Genomic DNA, 20,138 nt, shown 5'->3' with positions numbered 1-20,138 from the left:
CTATAAGGGCCTGCATTTCATTACCAAATGCACATCGGAGGGCGAGCGTTTGCGGACACGAGCAGGTTTCACTGCACCTCAAGCGGCCCAAGATCGAGATACGGCGCCACCTCGCAGGGACCTGCCGCTGCGAGGCGCGGCACCCGTCCGAGGCAAGGCGCCGATAAACGCTCGGCAAGCGTGGCGAGGTTTTGCTCCAGCCGCGACGTTTCGGGCTCGACGATATTGGCGACCCAACCCGCCAGGCGCAGCCCGTCGCGCTCGATCGCCTCTGCACTGAGTAACGCATGATTGATGCAACCAAGGCGCACCCCGACCACCAGGATGACCGGTAGGCCGAGCTGCATAGCGAGATCGGAAAGATTCTCGCGACCGGCCAATGGCACGCGCCAGCCTCCCGCCCCCTCGACTAGCGAAAAGTCCGCTTGCAAAGCCAACATTTGCCGTACCGGTTCGGCCAATTGCGCAACGCTTAGATCGACACCCGTCTCCCGCGCGGCCAGATGCGGTGCAATGGCCGGTTCGAAGGCGAACGGATTGACCTGCTCGTAACGCATCGCAAGCGTGCATTCGCCGAGCAGCGCCAACGCATCGCCATTGCGTAGCCCCTCGGCTGTCATTTCACAGCCCGATGCCACCGGTTTCGCCGCAGCCGTGCTGAGCCTCATCAGCCGCGCCGCATGCAGCAGGCCGGCAGCAATGGTGGTTTTGCCGATCTCAGTGTCGGTGCCGGTCACGAAAAACGCAGCAGTCATGAGGATTCCTTGCGCAACACGCCGTAAACCACTTGATAGGTCGCCGGCAGTCCGCTGGGCGTGCGGAACCGTTCGTAGGCATCGATCAGGGCGCGAACCCGCGCCCGACCGGTGAGCCCCCCGGGACGGCCGGGGTTGAGATTGTGCGCACCCAGCGCTTTGAGTTCACCGGTCAGTTGGCGCAGTTCGGGGAAATGCAGTATCTGCGGCTGCACGTCCAAGCCAACCAGACCCAAGCCACTGGCCGCGCAGAGCTGCTGATACGCCTCGAAGGAGCGGAAACGATTGACGTGAGCAAAGCCATCCACCACTTGCCAGCTGTCGCGCAGCTCCTGCAGCGTGCCGCTGCACAGGCTGCTGAAGGCGAAGATGCCGCCAGGTCGCAACACCCGCGCCGCCTCGCGAAGCACCGCGGCAAAGTCTTCGCACCATTGCAACGCCAGGCTGGAGAAGATCAATTCCACCGACTCGCCGCGTAGCGGTAGAGATTCAGCGTCACCGGCCACGAAAGCGGCGGCGCCGCCCAGCGGCCGTGCGTGGCGTAACATGCCTTCGGCAATATCCAGCGCGATGCCCTCACTAGCAGCAAAGCGACTCGCCAGCGTCCGGGAGAAATAGCCAGTGCCGCTGCCCAGGTCGAGCCAGCACGATGGCTGCAATCCAGCGGGTAACCGCTCGATCAACGCATTGCCAACCATCCGCTGCAATTCAGCCACGGCGTCATAGCTGGCAGCCGCGCGGGAAAACGAAGCGGCGACCTGGCGCTTGTCGGGCAATACCGATGCGCTCGCCACAACCACCGGCTCAGTCATTTGCGCCTTCCGTTGATGAACGCGACCATCGTTGCGGCCACATCCTCGGGGCGCTCCAGCGGTAGCGCATGGCTGGCATCGGCCACCACCTCGGTAACCGCTCCAGGCATCCAAGTGCGCAACGCAGAGGCAGCAGCAGCCGGCACCAGAGCATCCCGCCCGGCGAAGATATGGAGCTGAGGGCCGAAATAACCGTTTAGTGCCTCGCGCCCGTCCAGTTGCGCCAGGAGCTGCAGGCCCGCGTCGAGCACCGCGACGGGCAACTGCAACTGGCTCACTTGCAACTGGCGAGCAAGGGTGCGCGGATCGAAGCCACCTCGGCTACAGAGCGAGCGGAAGCGTTTGAGCGTCTCGTCCGGATCGAGCTTGAAGGCTTCATGGAACGCGTCGAAAATTTCTGCAGACATCGCTTCAGGCCATTTCGGGCGCGCCCGGAAACAGGGATTACTGGCAATCGTGATCAATCCGCTGCAGCTGTCGATACGCCGTTCGGCCAGTTGCGCCGCCAGCATGCCGCCCAGCGACCATCCGGCCAGCCAACAATCCGCCGGCAAACGCCGATTTAGCTCATCGAGCCAGGCATCGGCAGTGGCTAGTTCCGGTAAAGGCTCGATCGTCACATCGAGATCAGGTTCCAGTTCGGCCAAGGTCTCGCACAACGGCTGCAAGGCCGCCGGACCGAACGCCCAACCGGGCAGCAAAATCAGCTGATCACGCATCCGTTTCAGGCTCCTCGGCCAATCGATTCCAGCATTCGGCCAGGATATCCAGCAGTCGTTCCACCTGAGTCTCGCTATGCGACGCACTGAAGGTGACGCGCAGCCGAGCGCTGCCGGCCGGCACCGTTGGCGGGCGGATGGCGCCAACCAGAATCCCACGCCCGCGCAAGGCGGCGGAGAGCTCTAGGGCGCGCTCGCTGCTGCCGACCAGGATCGGCTGGATCGGCGTTGGGCTGTCCATCAGGGTCAGCCCAATGTCGGCCGCGCCCTGACGGAAGCGCGCGATCAGTTGATTCAGGTGCTCGCGGCGCCAGCCTTCGCCACGCAGCAGCTCCAGGCTTTTCAGCGTTGCGCAGGCGACCGCCGGTGGCTGGCTGGTGGTGTAAATATAAGGACGAGCGAACTGGATCAACGTCTCGATCAATTCCTCGCTGCCCGCAACGAAAGCACCCGCTGTGCCGAAGGCCTTGCCGAGCGTGCCGACCAATACCGGCACGTCATCCATGCTCAGCCCGAAATGTTCGACGATGCCGCCGCCTGTGGCGCCCAGCGGGCCGAAGCCATGGGCATCGTCGACCATCACCCAGGCGTTGCGGGCTTTCGCGGTGGCGCAAAGGGCCGGCAGATCAGCCAGATCGCCGTCCATACTGAACACGCCATCGGTCACCACCAAAGTATTGCCGGTCGCCTTCTCCAGGCGCTTGGCCAGGCTGGCCGCATCGTTGTGCAAGTAGCGCGAGAAACGCGCGCCGCTGAGCAGGCCGGCATCGAGCAGTGAGGCGTGATTGATGCGGTCTTCAAGCACCGTATCGCCCTGCCCCACCAAGGCGGTCACGGCAGCCAGATTGGCCATGTAGCCCGTGGAGAACAGCAAGGCCCGCGGCCGCCCGGTGAACTCGGCCAAGGCTTCTTCGAGCTGATGATGCGGCGTGCTGTGGCCCATCACTAGATGCGAAGCCCCGCCACCGACACCCCAACGCTCGGCGCCCTGCTGCATCGCACGGATTACTTCGGGATGGTTGGCCAAACCAAGGTAATCGTTAGAGCAGAAGGCCAGCAGCGGCTCGCCATCAACTATCACCTCCGGCTGCTGCGGAGTTTCCAGCAGCGGCCTATGGCGATAGAGATGAGCGGCTCGGCGTTCAGCGAGACGGGAAGCGAGATCGAAAGGCATAGAAACAGGCTCCAGGCCGCAGGCTTCAGGCTTCAGGCTTCAGGCAACGTCGACCAGCCTGCAGCCTGTCGCCTATGGCCTGCAGCCGCTTTTATACCGCGGCGTTATAGAACAGCTTGGAATCGCGCTGCTCGACCAATGCCTGCTCGATGACGGCCTGGTGCAGCTCGTCGTCATGCTCCTCGCGCGCTTCGGGCTGAATGCCCAGGCGCTTGAACAGCAGCATGTCCTTGTCGGCCTGAGGGTTGCCGGTGGTCAACAGTTTTTCGCCGTAGAAGATCGAGTTGGCACCGGCGAGGAAGGCCAGGGCCTGCATCTGCTCGTTCATCTGCTCGCGACCGGCAGACAGCCGTACGTGGGATTTAGGCATCATGATCCGCGCCACGGCGAGCATACGGATGAAGTCGAAGGGATCGACATCCTGCTCGTCGGCCAGCGGCGTACCCTTCACTTTAACCAACATGTTGATCGGTACCGACTCCGGATGCTCGGGCAGGTTGGCCAGTTGGATCAGCAGGCCGGCGCGGTCGTTCAGCGACTCACCCATGCCGAGGATGCCACCGGAGCAAATCTTCATGCCTGAGTCGCGCACGTAGCTCAGCGTCTCCAGTCGATCGGCGTACGTGCGCGTGGTAATGATGTTGCCGTAGAACTCCGGCGAAGTATCGAGATTGTGGTTGTAGTAATCGAGACCAGCTCCGGCCAGCGCCTTGGTCTGCTCCTGGTCGAGCTTGCCGAGGGTCATGCAGGTTTCCAGCCCCAGCGCTTTAACGCCTTCGACCATCTTCAGCACATAGGGCATGTCCTTCGCGGATGGATGCTTCCAGGCCGCGCCCATGCAGAAGCGCGTAGAGCCAATCGCCTTGGCTTCGGCCGCGGCTTCCAGCACTTTTTGCACTTCCATCAGTTTTTCTTTATCAAGACCGGTGTTGTAGTGGCCGGACTGCGGGCAATATTTGCAGTCTTCCGGACAGGCACCGGTCTTGATCGACAGCAGCGTGGACACCTGGACGCGGTTCGCATCGAAATGCTGGCGATGCACGGCCTGCGCCTGAAACAGCAGGTCGTTGAAGGGTTGTTCGAAGAGCGCTTTGACTTCGGCGAGGCGCCAGTCGTGACGAGTAACGGAAGCGGAGGTGGCGCTCATAAGCATTCCTTGTAATTAATAGCGGCTCGGCGGCCTGGCACGGATGCGAAATGGTTAGCCAAGCCGATGACGCTGTCAACCTGGAAAGGAATCATGGTTTACAACTGGTTAAAAATTGAACATTTCTGCCAGCTTTGCGACGAGCGCTGCGAAACCGGCCAATCACTGTGTGGACCCTGCGAGACCGAGTTGCCCTGGCTCGGCGGGCAATGCTCGATTTGCGCACTGCCATTGCCGGCAACCGGGCTGATCTGCGGTCAATGCCTCAAAAAGCCGCCAGCGTTCGATCATGTTGCCGTGCCCTGGCGCTTCGCGTTTCCGGTGGACAGCTTGATCACTCGCTTCAAACATCAGTCGCGTTGGCCGCTGGGACGGCTGCTAGCCGAGCATCTGGGCCGCCATCTGCAGCACGCCTTTGATGAAGGTCTGCCGCGCCCGGACAGCCTGCTACCGGTGCCGCTGGCTCGCAAGCGGCTGCGCCTGCGCGGCTTCAACCAAGCGCAGATGCTTGCCGACTGGTTGAGTCCCGCCCTGAATATCCCGACTCGGAATGAGCTGCAGCGCATTCAGGACACCCAATCGCAACAGCAACTGGACGCCGCCAGCCGACGTCGCAACCTCCGCCAAGCCTTTGCCCTGACCGACGAGCGGCGGATCGCTGGCCGGCATGTCGCGGTCATAGACGACGTATTGACCACAGGCGCCACCGCGGAGGCGCTGGCCCGCCTGTTGAAACGCGCCGGTGCCGTACGAGTCGATATCTACTGCCTGGCCCGCACCCCAAAACCTGGTGAGTAGGCGGGGCCGAGCCCTGGTTGTGTAAACCCACCAGTGCAATACACTGGCCGCCCATTTGCGGAGCCGACCATGAGCCACCCTTTCGACACACTCACGCCTGACCTTGTGCTCGATGCGGTGGAAAGCGCCGGCTTCATCAGCGATGCCCGCGTATTGGCTCTGAACAGCTACGAAAACCGCGTCTATCAGGTGGGCATAGAAGATGGCATCCCGCTGATCGCCAAGTTCTATCGCCCCGATCGCTGGAGCAACGCGGCAATCTTGGAAGAACATCAATTTTCCAAGGAGCTGGCCGACCGCGAGATCCCGGTGGTGGCGCCGCTGGAGCGCGACGGGAAAACGCTGTTCGAGCATGCTGGCTTTCGCTTCGCGCTGTTTCCTCGGCGTGGCGGGCGGGCGCCGGAGCCAGGCAATCTCGATCAGCTCTATCGACTCGGCCAGCTACTCGGACGTATGCATGCGGTCAGTGCCAATCGGTCGTTCGAGCATCGTGAAACACTGACCGCCCAACACTTCGGCCATGATTCGCTGGCTACTCTGTTGGAGGGTGGTTTCATTCCGAAAAGCCTGCTACCGGCGTACGAATCGGTGGCGCGCGATTTGCTCAAGCGGGTCGATGACGTTTTTGCCCGCACGGAATTTCAGCCGATTCGCCTGCATGGCGATTGCCACCCTGGCAACATTCTCGCCCGCGATGATGCCTTCCATCTGGTCGATCTGGACGATTGCCGCATGGGCCCGTCGGTGCAAGACATCTGGATGATGCTTGCCGGCGAACGTCACGAGCGGCTCGGGCAGCTCTCCGAACTGGTCGACGGCTACAACGAATTCCACGATTTCGCCCCACGCGAATTGCCGCTGATCGAAGCGCTGCGCGCCCTACGCCTGATGCACTACAGCGCCTGGCTGGCTCGCCGCTGGGACGATCCGGCGTTTCCGATGAGCTTCCCCTGGTTCGGCACCGAGCGTTACTGGGGCGACCAGATACTTATCTTGCGCGAACAGATGTCGGCGCTGCAGGAAGAGCCGTTGAAGTTGTTCTAGACGGGGTCGAAACTTCCTTCGGTGGGCTGAAGCCCACCCTACCGATACCGCGCATTTCTCCCGTATCGGCTGAGTGACTCCGTAGGGTGGGCTTCAGCCCACCGAGACGACACCAGCCTCCAGCGCTTTTGCCGGCGGCTCAGGCCTCTTCGATCAACCAATCCAGCCGCCACCCGCCTTCGCTCTGTCCAAGCAGCTCGGCCAGCCAAGGCAACAACTCGCGCAACTCCTCCTCCAGCCCCCATGGCGGATTGCTGATGGCCAGGCCGGAGCCGTTCAGCCGCAGCTCATCATCGGTGGGATGAACGAACAACTCGGCGCGCAACAGTTTCGGCGCGCCGCTGCGCGACAGGTCTTGATAGAACCGCTTGAGCTGACGCTCATCCTTGATCGGATACCAGATCACGCCGATGGTCTGGCGCATGCGCCCCAGCGCTTCGGACAGCGCCTGAACACAGCGACTCAGCTCGTCGGCCTTCTCGAACGGCGGATCGACCAGCAGCACGACGCGTTTTTCCGCCGTCGGCATCAGCGCTCGCGGCACGTGCCAGCCTTCGCCGAGGTGCACCGCCACGCGGTGGTCGCCGGCCATGTTGTCTTTCAGCAGACGACCATCTTCCGGGTGTTTCTCGTTGAGTTGCAGACGATCCTGCGGGCGCGTTAGCTGCCGCGCCAGTTCCGGCGAGCCGGGGTAATAGCGCAGCGTTCCGGCCGGATTGAGCGCGCGGATTACATTCAGATAATTCTCCGCCATCGCCGGCACGTCGCCGGCCTGCCACAGCTGGGCGATGCCCTGCAGCCATTCGCCGGTACGACTGGCCTGGTCGCCAGCCAAGTCATACAGACCGACACCCGCATGGCTGTCGAGATAAGCGAAGGGCGCTTCCTTGCGGGCGAGCAAGGCAAACAGCCGGGACAACACGAGATGTTTGAAGACGTCGGCGTGATTGCCGGCATGAAAAGCGTGGCGGTAGTTCATCGGGCACTCCTGAAGAGCGCACAGTCTAACTGCGCGGCGGCGCGAATCAGAGGTCCGCGCGCAATCATTGATGCAATCGCCCACGCAAAATAGCCGTCGACCACTGCTACAGTGACGATGCCTTAAACAAGAGATAAGGACACCAGGATGGACATACGGGACCTTTTCAATACTTCGCTGCCGATCATCCAGGCGCCGATGGCTGGTGCGCAGAACCATCAGTTGGCGGCAGCGGTGTCCAGCGCCGGCGGGCTCGGCTCGATCCCCGCCGGCATGCTCACAGCCGAGGTGTTGGACGCCGAGCTCACCGCAATGGCGGGGCTGACCGACAAGCCTTACAACGTCAACTTTTTCTGTCACCGAACGCCTGCGGCTGATCCTCAGCGCGACGAAGCCTGGTTGGCGATGCTAATGCCGTTTCTGCAAGAACTGCAGATCGACCCGGCGACCATTCCCAGCGGCGCGACGCGCAAGCCTTTCGACGCCGCGATGGCCGATGTGATCGAGCGTCATCGCCCAGCCGTGGTCAGCTTTCACTTCGGCCTACCCTCGCCGGACCTGCTGCAGCGCGTGCGCGCCACCGGTGCGAAGATTCTTTCCAGCGCCACAACTCTTGAAGAAGCCCTCTGGCTACAGGCGCAGGGCATCGACGCGGTGATTGCCCAGGGACTCGAAGCCGGTGGCCATCGCGGCATGTTTCTCAGCGACCACATCGATAGCCAAGTCGGTACGTTGGCGCTACTGCCGCAACTGGTCGCCGCGCTGAACATACCCGTGATCGCTGCCGGTGGCATTGCCGATGCGCGCGGCGTCGCAGCCGCGCAGACGCTCGGCGCCGCGGGCGTGCAGGTCGGCACCGCCTATCTATTGTGCGATGAGAGTCGCATCAGCCAATTGCACCGCCAGGCGCTGCAAAGCCCCGCGGCACACAGCACCGTGCTGACCACCCTGTTCTCCGGTCGCCCTGCTCGCGGCATCGTCAATCGCCTGATTCAGGAACTCGGCCCTCGGCCCGACGCGGTTCCGACATTCCCCCTGGCTGGTAACGCGATCAGTGTTTTGCGCGCCAAGGCAGAGGGCCAGGGACTCGATCATTTTTCTCCGCTCTGGGCCGGTCAGAATGTCAGCGGGTGCCGATCAATCCCCGCCGCAGAGTTGACCGCTGCGCTGACGGCCGGTTGGCGCGCTTGAGCGGAGCCCACGCCGGCACCGCCAAGTGTCGGAGCCGGGTCGACGGGTGTCGTCCAACGAGTAGACTGTGTTGTCTTCGATACGAACGGACCGGATATGACCGTGCTGATCAACGCGCTGGTATTTCTCGCCACCCTGGCCGGGATGGAGCTGTTTGCCTGGTGGGCGCACAAGTACGTCATGCACGGCTGGGGCTGGGGCTGGCACCGCTCGCACCATGAGCCGCGTGACGGTTGGTTCGAGAAGAATGATTTGTATGCGGTGGTCTTCGCCGGGGTCGCTATCGCCCTGATCGCACTGGGTACTGCCGGCTATGGCCCGCTGGAGTGGATCGGTGCCGGCATGACCGCCTATGGCTTTCTGTATTTCGTCGCCCATGACGGGCTGGTGCATCACCGCTGGCCGCTGCGCTACGTGCCGCGCAACGGATATCTCAAGCGGCTTTATCAGGCTCACCGCCTGCACCACGCGGTAGAAGGCAAGGAGCGTTGCGTGTCCTTTGGCTTTCTTTACGCACCGCCGCTGCCCGTTCTCAAACAGCAATTGCGCGAGCTGCACGACGGGCCGTTACGCAAGGCTAGCGTGGACGCGTCCACAGAGAAGCCGGACGCGGTTTGAACCGCATCCGCCGCGACGCGAGCGCAAGCGCAAGCACCCCACCACCGAGCAGAAATTGCAGCTTTTGCGCCTTGCTCGTCGAGACCCGCATATCCCAAGCCGCCGCACCGCGCGCCTTCACTTCGATGCCGATCTGGCGGTAAACGCCGTGTGCCGTGGCGATCGACCAGGCCGAGCGCAATGGCAGGTCGCGCAACCCCTGGGAAGCCGATTGGTAATAAGGCTCGGCCAGATCGATCAGCCGTGCCGCCAATATCGCCAGTGCAGCCCTGTGCTGCGGCAGACTGACTTCATCGGCTGGAATTCCAGCTTCGGTGAGCCAGTCCCCGGGCAAATAGACGCGCCCGATTTCGGCATCCTCGACGATATCGCGCGCAATATTGGTCAGCTGAAAGGCCAGCCCTAGATCGCAGGCACGATCCAGCGTTGCCTCCCCTTCGGCGCCCATCACCCGCGCCATCATCAAACCGACCACGCCGGCCACGCGATAGCAATACAGCAGCGTGTCGTCGAGGGTCTGGTAGCGGTACTCCTGCACATCCATGCGAAAGCCGGCCAGGTGCTCCAGCGGGTACTCCTTGGGAATCTGGTGTCGATGGATCACCTGCTGAAACGCAGCGAATGCCGGATCGCTCATCGGCTCGCCGGCGTAGGCGCGTTCGGTGAGGCACACCAGTTCCGCCAATCGCGCCTCGCCAGTCGAGCGATCACCCTCGGCCTGACCGTGGCCCAGCGTCTGACCATCGATCACATCGTCGCAATGACGGCACCAGGCGTAGAGCATCACCGCACTTTGGCGAGTGCGCTCGTCGAACAGTTTCGCTGCGGCGGCGAAGCTCTTGGAGCCGACGTTGATTACCTGGGTCGAATGGTCGATGACTTGCTCGTTCATCCGGCCTGATCCTCCAACATGAAATCCTCCAGCATCAGCCCGGCAGTGGCCTTGGCCGAGCCCACCACGCCAGGTACACCCGCGCCAGGATGAGTGCCGGCACCGACGATATACAGGTTAGGAATCACATCATCCCGGTTGTGCGGGCGGAACCAGGCGCTCTGCGTGAGGATCGGTTCCAGCGAAAACGCCGAACCGAGATGCGCATTGAGCTCGTCACGGAAGTCGTGCGGGGTGAATATCCGATGCGTGACCAGATCGTCCCGCAGCCCAGGAATATAGTGCCGCTCAAGATATTCGAAGATGCGGTCACGGTATTTCGGCCCCTCCACCGCCCAGTCGATATCGGCCGTTCCCAGGTGCGGCACCGGCGCCAGCACGTAATGGCTGGCGCAGCCTTCCGGCGCCAATGACGGGTCGGTAACGCAGGGTGCATGCAGATACAGCGAAAAATCGTCAGCCAGGGTTTCGCGCTTGAATATCTCGTCGATCAGTTCTCGGTAGCGCGGACCGAAACACACCGTGTGATGCTGAAGATGCTCGTGGCGGCGCTTGAGGCCGAAGTGAATGACAAACAGTGACATGGAGAAGCGCTTGCCGCTCAGCCGCTTGGCCTCGTCGCGACCGCGCTGCTCGTGGCCCAACAGCTGCTTGTAGGTGTTCACCACATCGGCGTTGGAAGCGACCGCATCGGTGTCGAAGCGACGACCGTCATGGGTAATCACCGCATTCGCGCGCCCCGCTGTCAGCTCGATGCGTGCCACTTCAGCATTCAGCTCCAGCGTGCCACCAAGATCCTCGAACAACCTGACCATGCCCTGCACCAGCGCACCGGTGCCACCGCGTGGAAACCAGACGCCGCCCTGGCGCTCCAGTGCGTGGATCAGCGCGTAGATAGATGAAGTTTCAAAAGGATTGCCGCCCACCAGCAGCGAATGAAACGACAGCGCCTGACGCAACCGGTCGTTCTCCACGAAGCGCGCCACCATGCTGTACACGTTGCGCCACGCCTGCAATTTCGCCAGCTGCGGAGCGACGCCGATCATGCTGCGAAACGACAGGAAGGGCACGGTGCCGAGTTTGACGTAGCCCTCTTCATACACTGCACGGGAATAGGCGAGAAAGCGCTGATAGCCGGCGACATCCTTCGGGTTCAACGCATGGATTTGCCGATCCAACGCGGCCTGGTCGTTGACGTAATCGAAGCTGTAACCGTCTTCCCAGCACAGCCGATAGAACGGACTGACCGGCAGCAGCTCGACGTAATCGGCCATACGCTTGCCGGCACCGGTGAAGAGTTCTTCCAGGGCCGGCGGATCGGTGATCACCGTGGGCCCGGCATCGAAGGTAAAGCCCTGGTCGTGATAGACGTAGGCGCGGCCACCCGGCTTGTCGCGTTTCTCCAGCAGGGTGGTCTGTACGCCGCTACGTTGCAGGCGGATCGCCAGCGCCAAGCCGCCGAAACCAGCGCCGATAACCACGGCCCGTCTCACTCCGCCTGTGGCCTCATTCATCGCTTGTCCTTATGGTGCAAATTACTGGCGGCCAGCGCGCGTAGCGCCTCACGCACCGGTACGGGAGGTTTGCCCGAGACGATGCGCAAGCGGTCCCAGGTGGTCAGGTTCGCGGCATAGAAACGCTGGATCAGCGGCTCGCGCAGCCGGTAGAAGCGCTGCATCACTGCCCAGCGGCGATCGGCCGGGCCTGCCATGAACAGCATTCGATTGAGCAACCGGAAAAAACCTCGCCGATGCCATTGCTTCAGCGAGTACGCACGTATTGCCGAAAACAGCTCGGGTGCGCTCCAGCGATCTAGAGCTATCAGATGGTCGGCAAGGCGCACGGCATCCGGCAGTGAATAGCCTGTCGTGGGATGAAACAGCGCGGCGGCCAAGCCGGTCTGCGGTACGCCGCCGGCTTCGTCCCAGAATGCGGATACATCACCGGACAATACGATGGGCAGCACGCCTTGCTCTTCACGCAGCAACTCGGCGATCGTCCAGCCCCGCGCCGCGGCATAGTCGGCGATGTTGCGCCGCAGCGTGTCGGGCGCTACCGCGTCGCCGTCGGCGTAATAGGTGTCCTCGATCAACAACCTGTCGGCGCTGAGCGGCAGCACATAAATGAAGCGGTAACCGTCCTGCTGCGCCACGCTGGCATCCATGACGATTGGCACCTTCAGCCCATGCGGCTGGCTCAGCTGCAATTCCTGACCAAGAAACTTCTGGAAGCCCAGCGCCAGGTGATGGCTGAGCCGTGCGCCGCGTCCGTCGATCACCGCACCTGCTCGTAAGGTCTCGCCACTGGCCAGGCGCACCTGTTGCGGGCCGACCTCTGCCACCTCGACGTTCAGCCAGACGCTATCGCTCAGGTCGGCCATCAGGCATTGATGAAACCGCGCCGAAAAAATGCTCGCGTATCCGCTGTCGAGACGCCGTTCGAACGCAGGAAAGACCACCTCATAGCTCGGCCAGCGATTGCAGACCAATGGCTCCAGCCAGGCGTGCTGCGCCGGTGTCAGGTCGTGCTGATGGAACGACCATGTGTGGTTGCCACCCAGCGTCGCGCCTCGCTCGAGGACCAGCACGCGCAGGTCCGGACGCTGTTGGTGCAGGTGCCAAGCCAGCAAGCCGTTGGCCAAGCCGCCGCCAACCAGGATCAGGTCCGGATCAGCCATGCTCCGCCCTCTCGATCCGTGGTCGGTGGATGCCGAACGCCTCTTCGATCAGTTGCGCGGCGTGGGGTGCACCGCCGGCTGCGCGGACCTCAGCTCCGAGGAGCTGCGCGCGTTGGCCGAAGCTCGGCTCGTGTAACAACCGGCGCAATGCCTGCACGATGCGTCGACGGCTCGCCCATCGCCGATCGAGACGCAACCCGACTCCCGCATGTACTACGCGAGCTGCGACTCCTGGCTGATCGAAGGCGATCGGCAACGCCAGGCTCGGCACGCCAGCTTCGAGCGCATCGAGAACAGTGTTCAGTCCGGCATGGGTGATCAGCGCATCGGCCCGCGCCAGCACCGTGCGCTGCGGCGCGAAATCGGTGACCCAACTGGCGCCAGCTTGCAGCAACCGCGCCTCTTGCGAGGAATCCAGGCGTCCACAATGAGCAATCAACAGCTGCACATCCAACTCGCGACACGCCTCGGCGATGCGCAGGAACAAACCGAAACGATCGCCCTGCAAGGTACCCAGCGAAGCGAAGACAAACGCCCTGCCAGCCTTCACCGAAATGTCCAACGCCGGCTCGGTAGCCCGTATCGAACGCAGCGGGCCAACCGCGTGAAAATGCGCGGGCAAGGATTGACGCGGGAAATCGAAGCCGGCGGTGGTCTGGCTCAGTTGCAGCAAGGACGACAGGCATTCATCGAGGCGCGCTCGCGGCGGCAAGCCAAACGCTGCCGCATGGCGGACAATGACGTCGGCATGCGCCTGCATTGCCCGATCGTAAACGCGGCTGCTGTGGTGGTTCAGCTGCTCGCCCCACGCCGTGGCTCGATAGCGCCAGGGCATCACCGGCAGCGGCACCTGCGCCTCCCGGTTGACTGGCAGCGCACAGGCCACCGAGACGAACGGCAGCCCGAGATGCTCGGCCAACAGCCCACCCGCGGGCTCCATCTGATCGGCAATGACCGCTTCGGCTCCTAACGAACGCAGCACCGCCGGCGCGTCGCGGCAGAGCATGTCGGTCGCAGCCGCCATATCGGCGATTACTCGGCGAATTCCCCAAGGCCCGCCGGGCCGCGCGGCGCGGTCGATTACAGCCTTGAGCGATCCCGGCGGGTGCGAACCGAGGCCAACCGCGGCGAAACCCACACGCGGGTTGCACAACGCAATCCCGACATCGGCCTGCTGCACGAACGTGACACGATGCCCGCGCGCCGCCAGTTCGTCGGCGATCGCTTCCATCGCGCGCAGGTGGCTATGAAACGGCAACGTAATCACCGCGAAATGGGTCATCGAACCGCTCCTCGCCAGCGGTGAACTAAACGCCTTTGTGAGGGCATCAGAGCGCGGACGGATCGAAGGGCGGCACCAGCGGCGCCTGCCCCAGTGCGGCAAGATCGGCCGAGCCGGTACAGAAGCAGGCGATGCGCAGCTGCTGGATCAACACCTGGAAATGCTCAATGACCGCTTGGGGTCCGATGAGCGCCGCATCGAGCACGCCTGCGGCCTGGCCGACGACGTTAGCGCCGAGGCGTATCGCCTTGGCCACGTCGACCCCGTCGCGAATACCGCCGGACGCGATCAGCCGTGCTTCGGGGCAAGCCCGGCGCACCGCCGCGATCGCCTGAGAGGTGGGGATGCCCCAGCCAACGAACGCTTGGGCGACGGCGCGCTGCTGCGGGTCCGCAGTACGCTCGGCCTCGACGGCGGCCCAGCTGGTACCGCCTGCGCCCGCCACATCAATGACCGAAACGCCGGCATCGAGCAGGCGCCGTGCCACACCTGCAGAAATGCCCGCGCCCACTTCCTTGGCCACCAGCGGTACCGGCAACCGTGAGGCGAGCGCTTCGATGGCATTCAATACGCCACGCCAATCGCGGTCGCCGCCGACCTGCACGGCTTCCTGTAGCGGATTGAGATGAATGATCAGCGCATCGGCTTGAATCATTTCCACGGCACGCTGCGCCTCGTCCAGGCCATAGCCCGCCACTAACTGCGCCGCGCCGAGATTGGCCAGCAATGGAATGCTCGGTGCCAGCTGCCGCAGTTGTCTGGTCAGCCCCTGATCCGCACCGGTTTCCAGCGCGATGCGCTGCGAGCCGACGGCCAGAGCGATACCCAGCGCCTCAGCCGCTTCGGCCAAGTTGCGGTTGATCTGCGTGGCCCGCGCCGCGCCACCGGTCATCGAACTGATCAACAGCGGCGCGGCCAGCGTTTTGCCGAACAAGGTGGTTCGAATATCCACCTGATCCAGGCGCAACTCCGGCAGCGCGCAATGCTCGAAGGTCAGTGCGGCGAACCCAGTTTCCACGCGCGAACAGGCGCGGTGAGGATCCAGAACGATATCCAGATGATCGTTCTTGCGTGCCGCGAGAAGCTCTTTGCTCATACAGCGCCTCGTTCGGATGACCTTATGTGGACGGATGCGGTCGGTAAAAGTGCCAATACCTGTACAGACTGTATAAGATTTGTCACAGTTTCCACAAACTACACAGGAGGTCGCCATGGCTATCGCTATGTCGAACACGCAACCTGACTTCGAGCAGATGCTCAGAGCATTGCGTACGCGGGTCGACGGCAGGCTGGACCGATGGCTGCCTCAATGCCCTGCACATGACCTCATCGGCGCCGCCATGCGCGACGGCACGCTGGCCCCCGGCAAGCGTATTCGCCCCCTGTTGCTTCTGTTGGCGCTCAAGGATCTGCAGCAGGAGCAAACCTTCGATGCCGCCCTCGATCTCGCCTGCGCACTGGAGATGGTCCATGCCGCTTCGTTATTCCTCGACGACATGCCCTGCATGGACAACGCTGAGCTGCGCCGCGGCCGTCCGACCATTCATCTGCAGTTCGGCGAAGACGTTGCCGTGCTCAGCTCGGTCGCGCTGCTCAGCCATGCTTTCAGCATAGCGGCCTCTGCCGATGGCCTCGGCCATTCGCTGCGCAACCAACTGGTGCAGCTGCTCGCTCAGGCCACCGGCGCGCAGGGGCTGGTTCGCGGCCAGTACCACGACCTACGCGAAGGCCATCGCGCCAGGCCGCTGGAAGCCATCGCCCAAACCAACCGACTGAAGACGTGCCCATTGTTCACCGCCGCACTGGGATTCGCCGCCCTGCTGGGAAGCGCCGATGCCAGCTGCGCGCAGCATCTGGACGGCTTCGCCACCGAGCTGGGGTTGGCGTTCCAGTTGCTCGACGACCTGGCCGATGGCCTTACGCCGCAACAGATTGGCAAGGACACCGGCAAGGACCGCGGCAAAAGCACCGTAGTCGCCCTGCTCGGCCCGGAGGCGGCGCGCCAGCACGTCGAAGAACACTTGGCTCGCGCGGAAAGCCACCTGATCGATGCCGGGCTCGGTGGTGGATACCTGGCCCAGCTGCTTGAATATTGCTGCGCACGGCCACACTGAAACGGCATCAGGCAAGCGCTAGAAAGCGCCGCTGTGTCGTTCCATCACTCGAATGTATGGTGCTAGGCAGCCATCTCGCCGCCTCCTTAGACTCCGGCGCATGAAAACGGAGGAATTTCCATGCCCGAGACTCTGCTTTGCCCGCGCAACCTGGCGTTCGAACTCTATGAAGTGCTCGACGCCGAGAGCCTGATCCAGCGCGAGCGCTTCGCCGATCACAGCCGCGAAACCTTCGATGCGGCGCTGGGCACCGCGCGCAGCATCGCCGAGAACCTCTTCGCCCCGCACAACCGCAAGGCCGACGAGAACGAGCCGATCTACAAGGACGGCGAAGCGGTGCTGATTCCCGAGGTGAAACCCGCCGTCGACGCCTTCATCGAAGCCGGTTTCCACAACGCCTCGCGCAGTTTCGAAGACGGCGGCATGCAGCTGCCGAACCTGCTTTCACGCGCCTGTTTCGCACATTTTCAGTCCGCCAATATCGGCACCTCGTCGTACCCGATGCTGACGATGGGCGCCTCGCACCTGATCGAAGTGTTCGGCAGTGACGAGCAGAAGCAGCGCTTCCTGAAGCCGATGCTCGAAGGGCGCTTCTTCGGCACCATGGCGCTGACCGAGCCGCACGCCGGCTCGTCCTTGTCCGACCTGCGCACCCGCGCCGAGCCAGCCGGCGACGGCACCTACCGCCTCAAGGGCAATAAGATCTTCATTTCCGGTGGCGACCATCCGCTATCGGAAAACATCGTGCACATGGTGCTGGCCAAGCTGCCGGACGCGCCGCCGGGCGTAAAGGGCATCAGCCTGTTCATCGTGCCCAAGTTTCTGGTCAACGATGACGGCTCGCTGGGCAAGCGCAACGATGTGATTCTCGCTGGGCTGTTCCACAAGATGGGCTGGCGCGGCACCACCTCAACGGCGCTGAACTTTGGTGATAATGGCGAGTGCGTCGGCTATCTGGTCGGTGAGCCGCACAAAGGCCTGTCGTACATGTTCCAGATGATGAACGACGCGCGCATCGGTGTCGGCATGGGCGCGATCATGCTCGGCTACGCCGGCTATCTGTACTCGCTCAACTACGCCCGCGAGCGTCCGCAAGGGCGCCTGCCGGACGGCAAGAACCCGGCCTCGGCGCAGGTGCCGATCATCCAGCACACCGACATCAAGCGCATGTTGCTGACGCAGAAAGCCTATGTCGAAGGTGCGTTCGATCTGGGTCTGTATGCCGCGCGCCTCGTCGACGAACAACACACCGCGCAGACCGAGGAAGAACGCAAGAACGCCCACGAATTGTTGGACCTGCTCACACCCATCGTCAAATCCTGGCCCTCGGAGTTCTGCCTCAAGGCCAACGAGCTGGCGATCCAGATTCTCGGCGGCCACGGCTACACGCGTGAATATCCGGTCGAACAGTACTACCGCGACAACCGCCTGAACCCAATCCATGAAGGCACCCACGGCATCCAGTCGCTGGATCTCCTGGGCCGTAAACTCATGCAGAACGGCGGCGCCGGCCTGCGTCAGTTGCTCGGCTTGATTCAAGGCACCTGCAAGCGGGCCGGCGAGCACAGCTCGCTCGATGCGCTGCGTGAACCCTTGGAACGACTGATTGCACGCCTGACCGAGGTCACCCAGGCGTTACTGGGCGATCTGATGGCCGGCAAAATCAACCAGGCGCTAGCCAATTCGGCGCTCTATCTGAAAGTCTTCGGCCATACCGTGATCGGCTGGCGCTGGCTGGAACAGGCGATTCACGCCGAACAGGGACTGGCGAACGGCAACGCGGCGGACGTCGACTTCTACCGCGGCAAGCTGCAGGCCGCACGCTACTTTCTGGCTTGGGAAGTGCCCAGCTGCCATCACGAGCTGGATTTGCTCGCCAGCCGCGACGACACCTGCCTTGCCATGCAGGACGGCTGGTTCTAACCGTTCCAGACGGAGCGCACCCAGCCGGTCTTCGAGGCCAGCTACCAGGGTGAGCTCCGCATCGAACCAGCCCTTCGTACCGAAGCGTCGCTCCCTTCCCAACAGCGCAAACAAAGACGCCTGTCGTTCCGCCGGCTTTTTTTGACAGCTCGCCAAATCAGCAGGTTAGAATCGCTGGCATGCACCCTGCATGACTGTCAGCGGCACTAACCCACGGAGAGCGCGCTTGGATATCGGCAACATCAACCAACTGTTCTTTATCGGTGCCCTGTTGGTTGCTGCGAGCATTCTGATGAGCTCTTTGTCGACCCGCCTCGGCGTGCCGATTCTGGTGATTTTCCTCGCAGTGGGCATGCTGGCCGGCGTTGACGGCATTGGTGGCATCGTCTTCGACGACTATTCGCTAGCCTTCCTGATCAGCAACCTGGCGCTGGCGATCATTCTGCTCGATGGCGGCATGCGGACCCGCGCCGCGACTTTCCGCGTAGCGCTCTGGCCAGCTTTTTCCCTGGCCACCGCCGGCGTGGTCATCACCTCCGGCCTGACCGGTTTGGCCGCGGCATGGCTGTTCGAGCTACCGCTGATGCAGGGGCTGCTGATCGGTGCCATCGTTGGCTCGACAGACGCTGCGGTGGTTTTCAATCTGCTCAACGGGCGCGGGCTGAACGAACGCGTCGGCTCGACACTTGAGATCGAATCGGGCAGCAACGACCCCATGGCGATGTTTCTCACGGTCGCGCTGATCGACATGTTCGCGTCCGGCGAAACCGGCTTCGGCTGGGGCTTCTTCGTCAGTCTGCTTCAGCAATTCGGCATCGGCACCCTACTCGGTCTGACTGGCGGCTGGCTGCTGTTGCACCTGATCAATCGTCTCTCGGTCGCCGATGGGTTGTATCCGCTGCTCGCGGTCAGCGGCGGCATCATGATCTATGCGTTATCCGGTGTGATCGGCGGCAGCGGAATTCTCGCGGTCTACGTCTGCGGGCTGCTGCTGGGCAACCGGCCGATCCGCAATCGCCACGGCATTTTGCATATGTTCGACGGCCTGGCCTGGCTGAGCCAGATTGGCATGTTCCTGGTGCTCGGCCTGCTGCTAACCCCGAGTGAACTGTTGCCGATCGCCTTGCCGGCATTGGCACTGTCGTTGTGGATGATCCTCTTCGCTAGACCGCTTGCGGTGTTCATCGGCCTGCTGCCCTTTCGCAGCTTCCATCTGCGCGAGCGGCTGTTCATCTCCTGGATCGGCCTGCGCGGCGCAGTGCCAGTCATCCTGGCGGTGTTCCCGCTGATGGCCGGGCTGGAAAACGCTCAGCTGTTCTTCAATGTAGCGTTCTTCATCGTGCTGGTATCGCTACTGCTACAAGGCACCACGCTGACCTGGGCGGCGAAGAAGGCCAAGGTCGAGGTGCCGCCGTCGCCACTGCCGGTTTCAAGGGCGGGCCTGCAGATCCACACAACCAGCCAGTGGGAAATGTTCATCTACCGGTTGACGGCTAAAAAGTGGTGCGTAGGCGCCGCCCTGCGCGAGTTGAAGATGCCAGAAGGCACACGCATCGCCGCACTCTTCCGAGGCAAGGCGCTGCTGCATCCCTCCGGTAGTACACGCCTGCAAGTGGATGACATTCTCTGCGTGATCGGCCACGAAGAGGATCTGCCATCGCTCGGCAAACTGTTCAGCGAAGCGCCGCAGCGCGGCCGCGACATGCGCTTCTTCGGTGACTTCATCCTCGAAAGCGAAGCCGAGATGAGCGCCCTCGCTGCGCTGTATGGCTTGAAGCTGGGCGATGTGGATGGCAATCAGCAGATAGGCCAGTTCCTCACCGAGCGTGTCGGCGGCAAACCGGTCATCGGCGACCAGATCGAGTGGAGCGGCCTGACCTGGACCATCGCCGCGATGGAGCACGGCGAAGTGCGCAAGGTTGGTTTGAAATTCCCCGAGGGCAACAAACCCGGTCCCGCGCTGCACTTCTAAAAGATGGCCCTGGGCCGCCTGCAACATGGTTGGGACGTTCC

18 protein-coding genes are annotated in these 20,138 nt (G+C 62.9%); 7 read left to right on the top strand and 11 right to left on the bottom strand.

What is annotated here, in order from left to right; all coding sequences use genetic code 11:
* Positions 1–68: 68 nt before the first annotated feature.
* The 5 genes from bioD to bioB all read right to left on the bottom strand — a co-directional run bounded on the left by bioD (position 69) and on the right by bioB (position 4,607).
* On the bottom strand, positions 69–755 hold the full coding sequence (bioD, locus tag AC2LD7_RS09615) for a dethiobiotin synthase (protein WP_484597531.1): 687 nt from the start codon (positions 753–755) through the stop codon (positions 69–71).
* The gene (gene bioC / locus AC2LD7_RS09610) at positions 752–1,567 is read right to left on the bottom strand and encodes a malonyl-ACP O-methyltransferase BioC (protein WP_484597530.1); all 816 of its coding nucleotides are present in this window, start codon (positions 1,565–1,567) and stop codon (positions 752–754) included. The genes bioD and bioC overlap by 4 nt, the downstream gene beginning before the upstream one ends.
* Positions 1,564–2,286, bottom strand: coding sequence for an alpha/beta fold hydrolase (locus tag AC2LD7_RS09605; protein ID WP_484597529.1), 723 nt, complete (start codon positions 2,284–2,286; stop codon positions 1,564–1,566). The genes bioC and AC2LD7_RS09605 overlap by 4 nt, the downstream gene beginning before the upstream one ends.
* The gene (gene bioF, locus AC2LD7_RS09600) at positions 2,279–3,460 is read right to left on the bottom strand and encodes an 8-amino-7-oxononanoate synthase (protein WP_484597528.1); all 1,182 of its coding nucleotides are present in this window, start codon (positions 3,458–3,460) and stop codon (positions 2,279–2,281) included. Before bioF ends, AC2LD7_RS09605 begins: the two co-directional genes overlap by 8 nt.
* 91 nt (positions 3,461–3,551) lie before the next feature.
* On the bottom strand, positions 3,552–4,607 hold the full coding sequence (gene bioB / locus AC2LD7_RS09595; RefSeq protein ID WP_484597527.1) for a biotin synthase BioB: 1,056 nt from the start codon (positions 4,605–4,607) through the stop codon (positions 3,552–3,554).
* A 93-nt stretch (positions 4,608–4,700) separates the two neighbouring features.
* On the opposite strand from bioB, the gene AC2LD7_RS09590 reads away from it, so the two are divergent.
* Together AC2LD7_RS09590 and AC2LD7_RS09585 are read left to right on the top strand one after the other, a co-directional pair.
* Positions 4,701–5,405 (top strand): phosphoribosyltransferase family protein, encoded by a 705-nt coding sequence (locus AC2LD7_RS09590; RefSeq protein WP_484597526.1) that lies wholly within the window; start codon positions 4,701–4,703, stop codon positions 5,403–5,405.
* A gap of 69 nt (positions 5,406–5,474) precedes the next feature.
* Positions 5,475–6,449, top strand: a complete 975-nt coding sequence (locus tag AC2LD7_RS09585; protein ID WP_484597525.1) for a serine/threonine protein kinase — start codon at positions 5,475–5,477, stop codon at positions 6,447–6,449.
* 139 nt (positions 6,450–6,588) lie between these two features.
* On the opposite strand, the gene AC2LD7_RS09580 is transcribed toward AC2LD7_RS09585, so the two are convergent.
* Entirely contained in the window at positions 6,589–7,428 is an 840-nt protein-coding gene (locus AC2LD7_RS09580; RefSeq protein WP_484597524.1) for a 23S rRNA (adenine(2030)-N(6))-methyltransferase RlmJ, read from the bottom strand.
* A gap of 147 nt (positions 7,429–7,575) precedes the next feature.
* Between AC2LD7_RS09580 and AC2LD7_RS09575 the strand changes: the two genes are divergently transcribed.
* Both AC2LD7_RS09575 and AC2LD7_RS09570 read left to right on the top strand, forming a co-directional pair.
* Complete coding sequence (locus tag AC2LD7_RS09575) at positions 7,576–8,619, top strand: NAD(P)H-dependent flavin oxidoreductase (protein WP_484597523.1); 1,044 nt, start codon at positions 7,576–7,578, stop codon at positions 8,617–8,619.
* Positions 8,620–8,715: 96 nt separating this feature from the next.
* A complete protein-coding gene (locus AC2LD7_RS09570; protein ID WP_484597522.1) occupies positions 8,716–9,237 on the top strand; it encodes a sterol desaturase family protein in 522 nt (173 codons plus the stop codon).
* Here AC2LD7_RS09570 and AC2LD7_RS09565 read toward each other — a convergent pair.
* From AC2LD7_RS09565 to fni, 5 genes are read right to left on the bottom strand one after another with little or no spacing between them, the layout of a single operon-like run.
* Complete coding sequence (locus tag AC2LD7_RS09565; RefSeq protein ID WP_484597521.1) at positions 9,197–10,129, bottom strand: phytoene/squalene synthase family protein; 933 nt, start codon at positions 10,127–10,129, stop codon at positions 9,197–9,199. The genes AC2LD7_RS09570 and AC2LD7_RS09565 overlap by 41 nt on opposite strands.
* Positions 10,126–11,643 (bottom strand): phytoene desaturase, encoded by a 1,518-nt coding sequence (locus tag AC2LD7_RS09560; protein WP_484597520.1) that lies wholly within the window; start codon positions 11,641–11,643, stop codon positions 10,126–10,128. Before AC2LD7_RS09560 ends, AC2LD7_RS09565 begins: the two co-directional genes overlap by 4 nt.
* Positions 11,640–12,806 carry a lycopene beta-cyclase CrtY gene (gene crtY, locus AC2LD7_RS09555; RefSeq protein WP_484597519.1) on the bottom strand — a complete coding sequence of 389 codons (1,167 nt, stop codon included), beginning with the start codon at positions 12,804–12,806 and terminating at the stop codon, positions 11,640–11,642. The genes AC2LD7_RS09560 and crtY overlap by 4 nt, the downstream gene beginning before the upstream one ends.
* Entirely contained in the window at positions 12,799–14,088 is a 1,290-nt protein-coding gene (locus AC2LD7_RS09550) for a glycosyltransferase (protein ID WP_484597518.1), read from the bottom strand. The genes crtY and AC2LD7_RS09550 overlap by 8 nt, the downstream gene beginning before the upstream one ends.
* 46 nt (positions 14,089–14,134) lie before the next feature.
* Positions 14,135–15,184, bottom strand: a complete 1,050-nt coding sequence (gene fni, locus AC2LD7_RS09545; RefSeq protein WP_484597517.1) for a type 2 isopentenyl-diphosphate Delta-isomerase — start codon at positions 15,182–15,184, stop codon at positions 14,135–14,137.
* A gap of 115 nt (positions 15,185–15,299) precedes the next feature.
* On the opposite strand from fni, the gene AC2LD7_RS09540 reads away from it, so the two are divergent.
* From AC2LD7_RS09540 to AC2LD7_RS09530, 3 genes are all read left to right on the top strand, one after another.
* A complete protein-coding gene (locus tag AC2LD7_RS09540) occupies positions 15,300–16,202 on the top strand; it encodes a polyprenyl synthetase family protein (protein ID WP_484597516.1) in 903 nt (300 codons plus the stop codon).
* A 120-nt stretch (positions 16,203–16,322) separates the two neighbouring features.
* The gene (locus AC2LD7_RS09535; RefSeq protein ID WP_484597515.1) at positions 16,323–18,125 is read left to right on the top strand and encodes an acyl-CoA dehydrogenase; all 1,803 of its coding nucleotides are present in this window, start codon (positions 16,323–16,325) and stop codon (positions 18,123–18,125) included.
* 226 nt (positions 18,126–18,351) lie between these two features.
* Complete coding sequence (locus tag AC2LD7_RS09530) at positions 18,352–20,097, top strand: potassium/proton antiporter (protein ID WP_484597514.1); 1,746 nt, start codon at positions 18,352–18,354, stop codon at positions 20,095–20,097.
* Positions 20,098–20,138: the final 41 nt, after the last annotated feature.

This window comes from Stutzerimonas sp., assembly GCF_982611455.1.
This window is presented reverse-complemented; position numbering and strand designations above follow the sequence as displayed.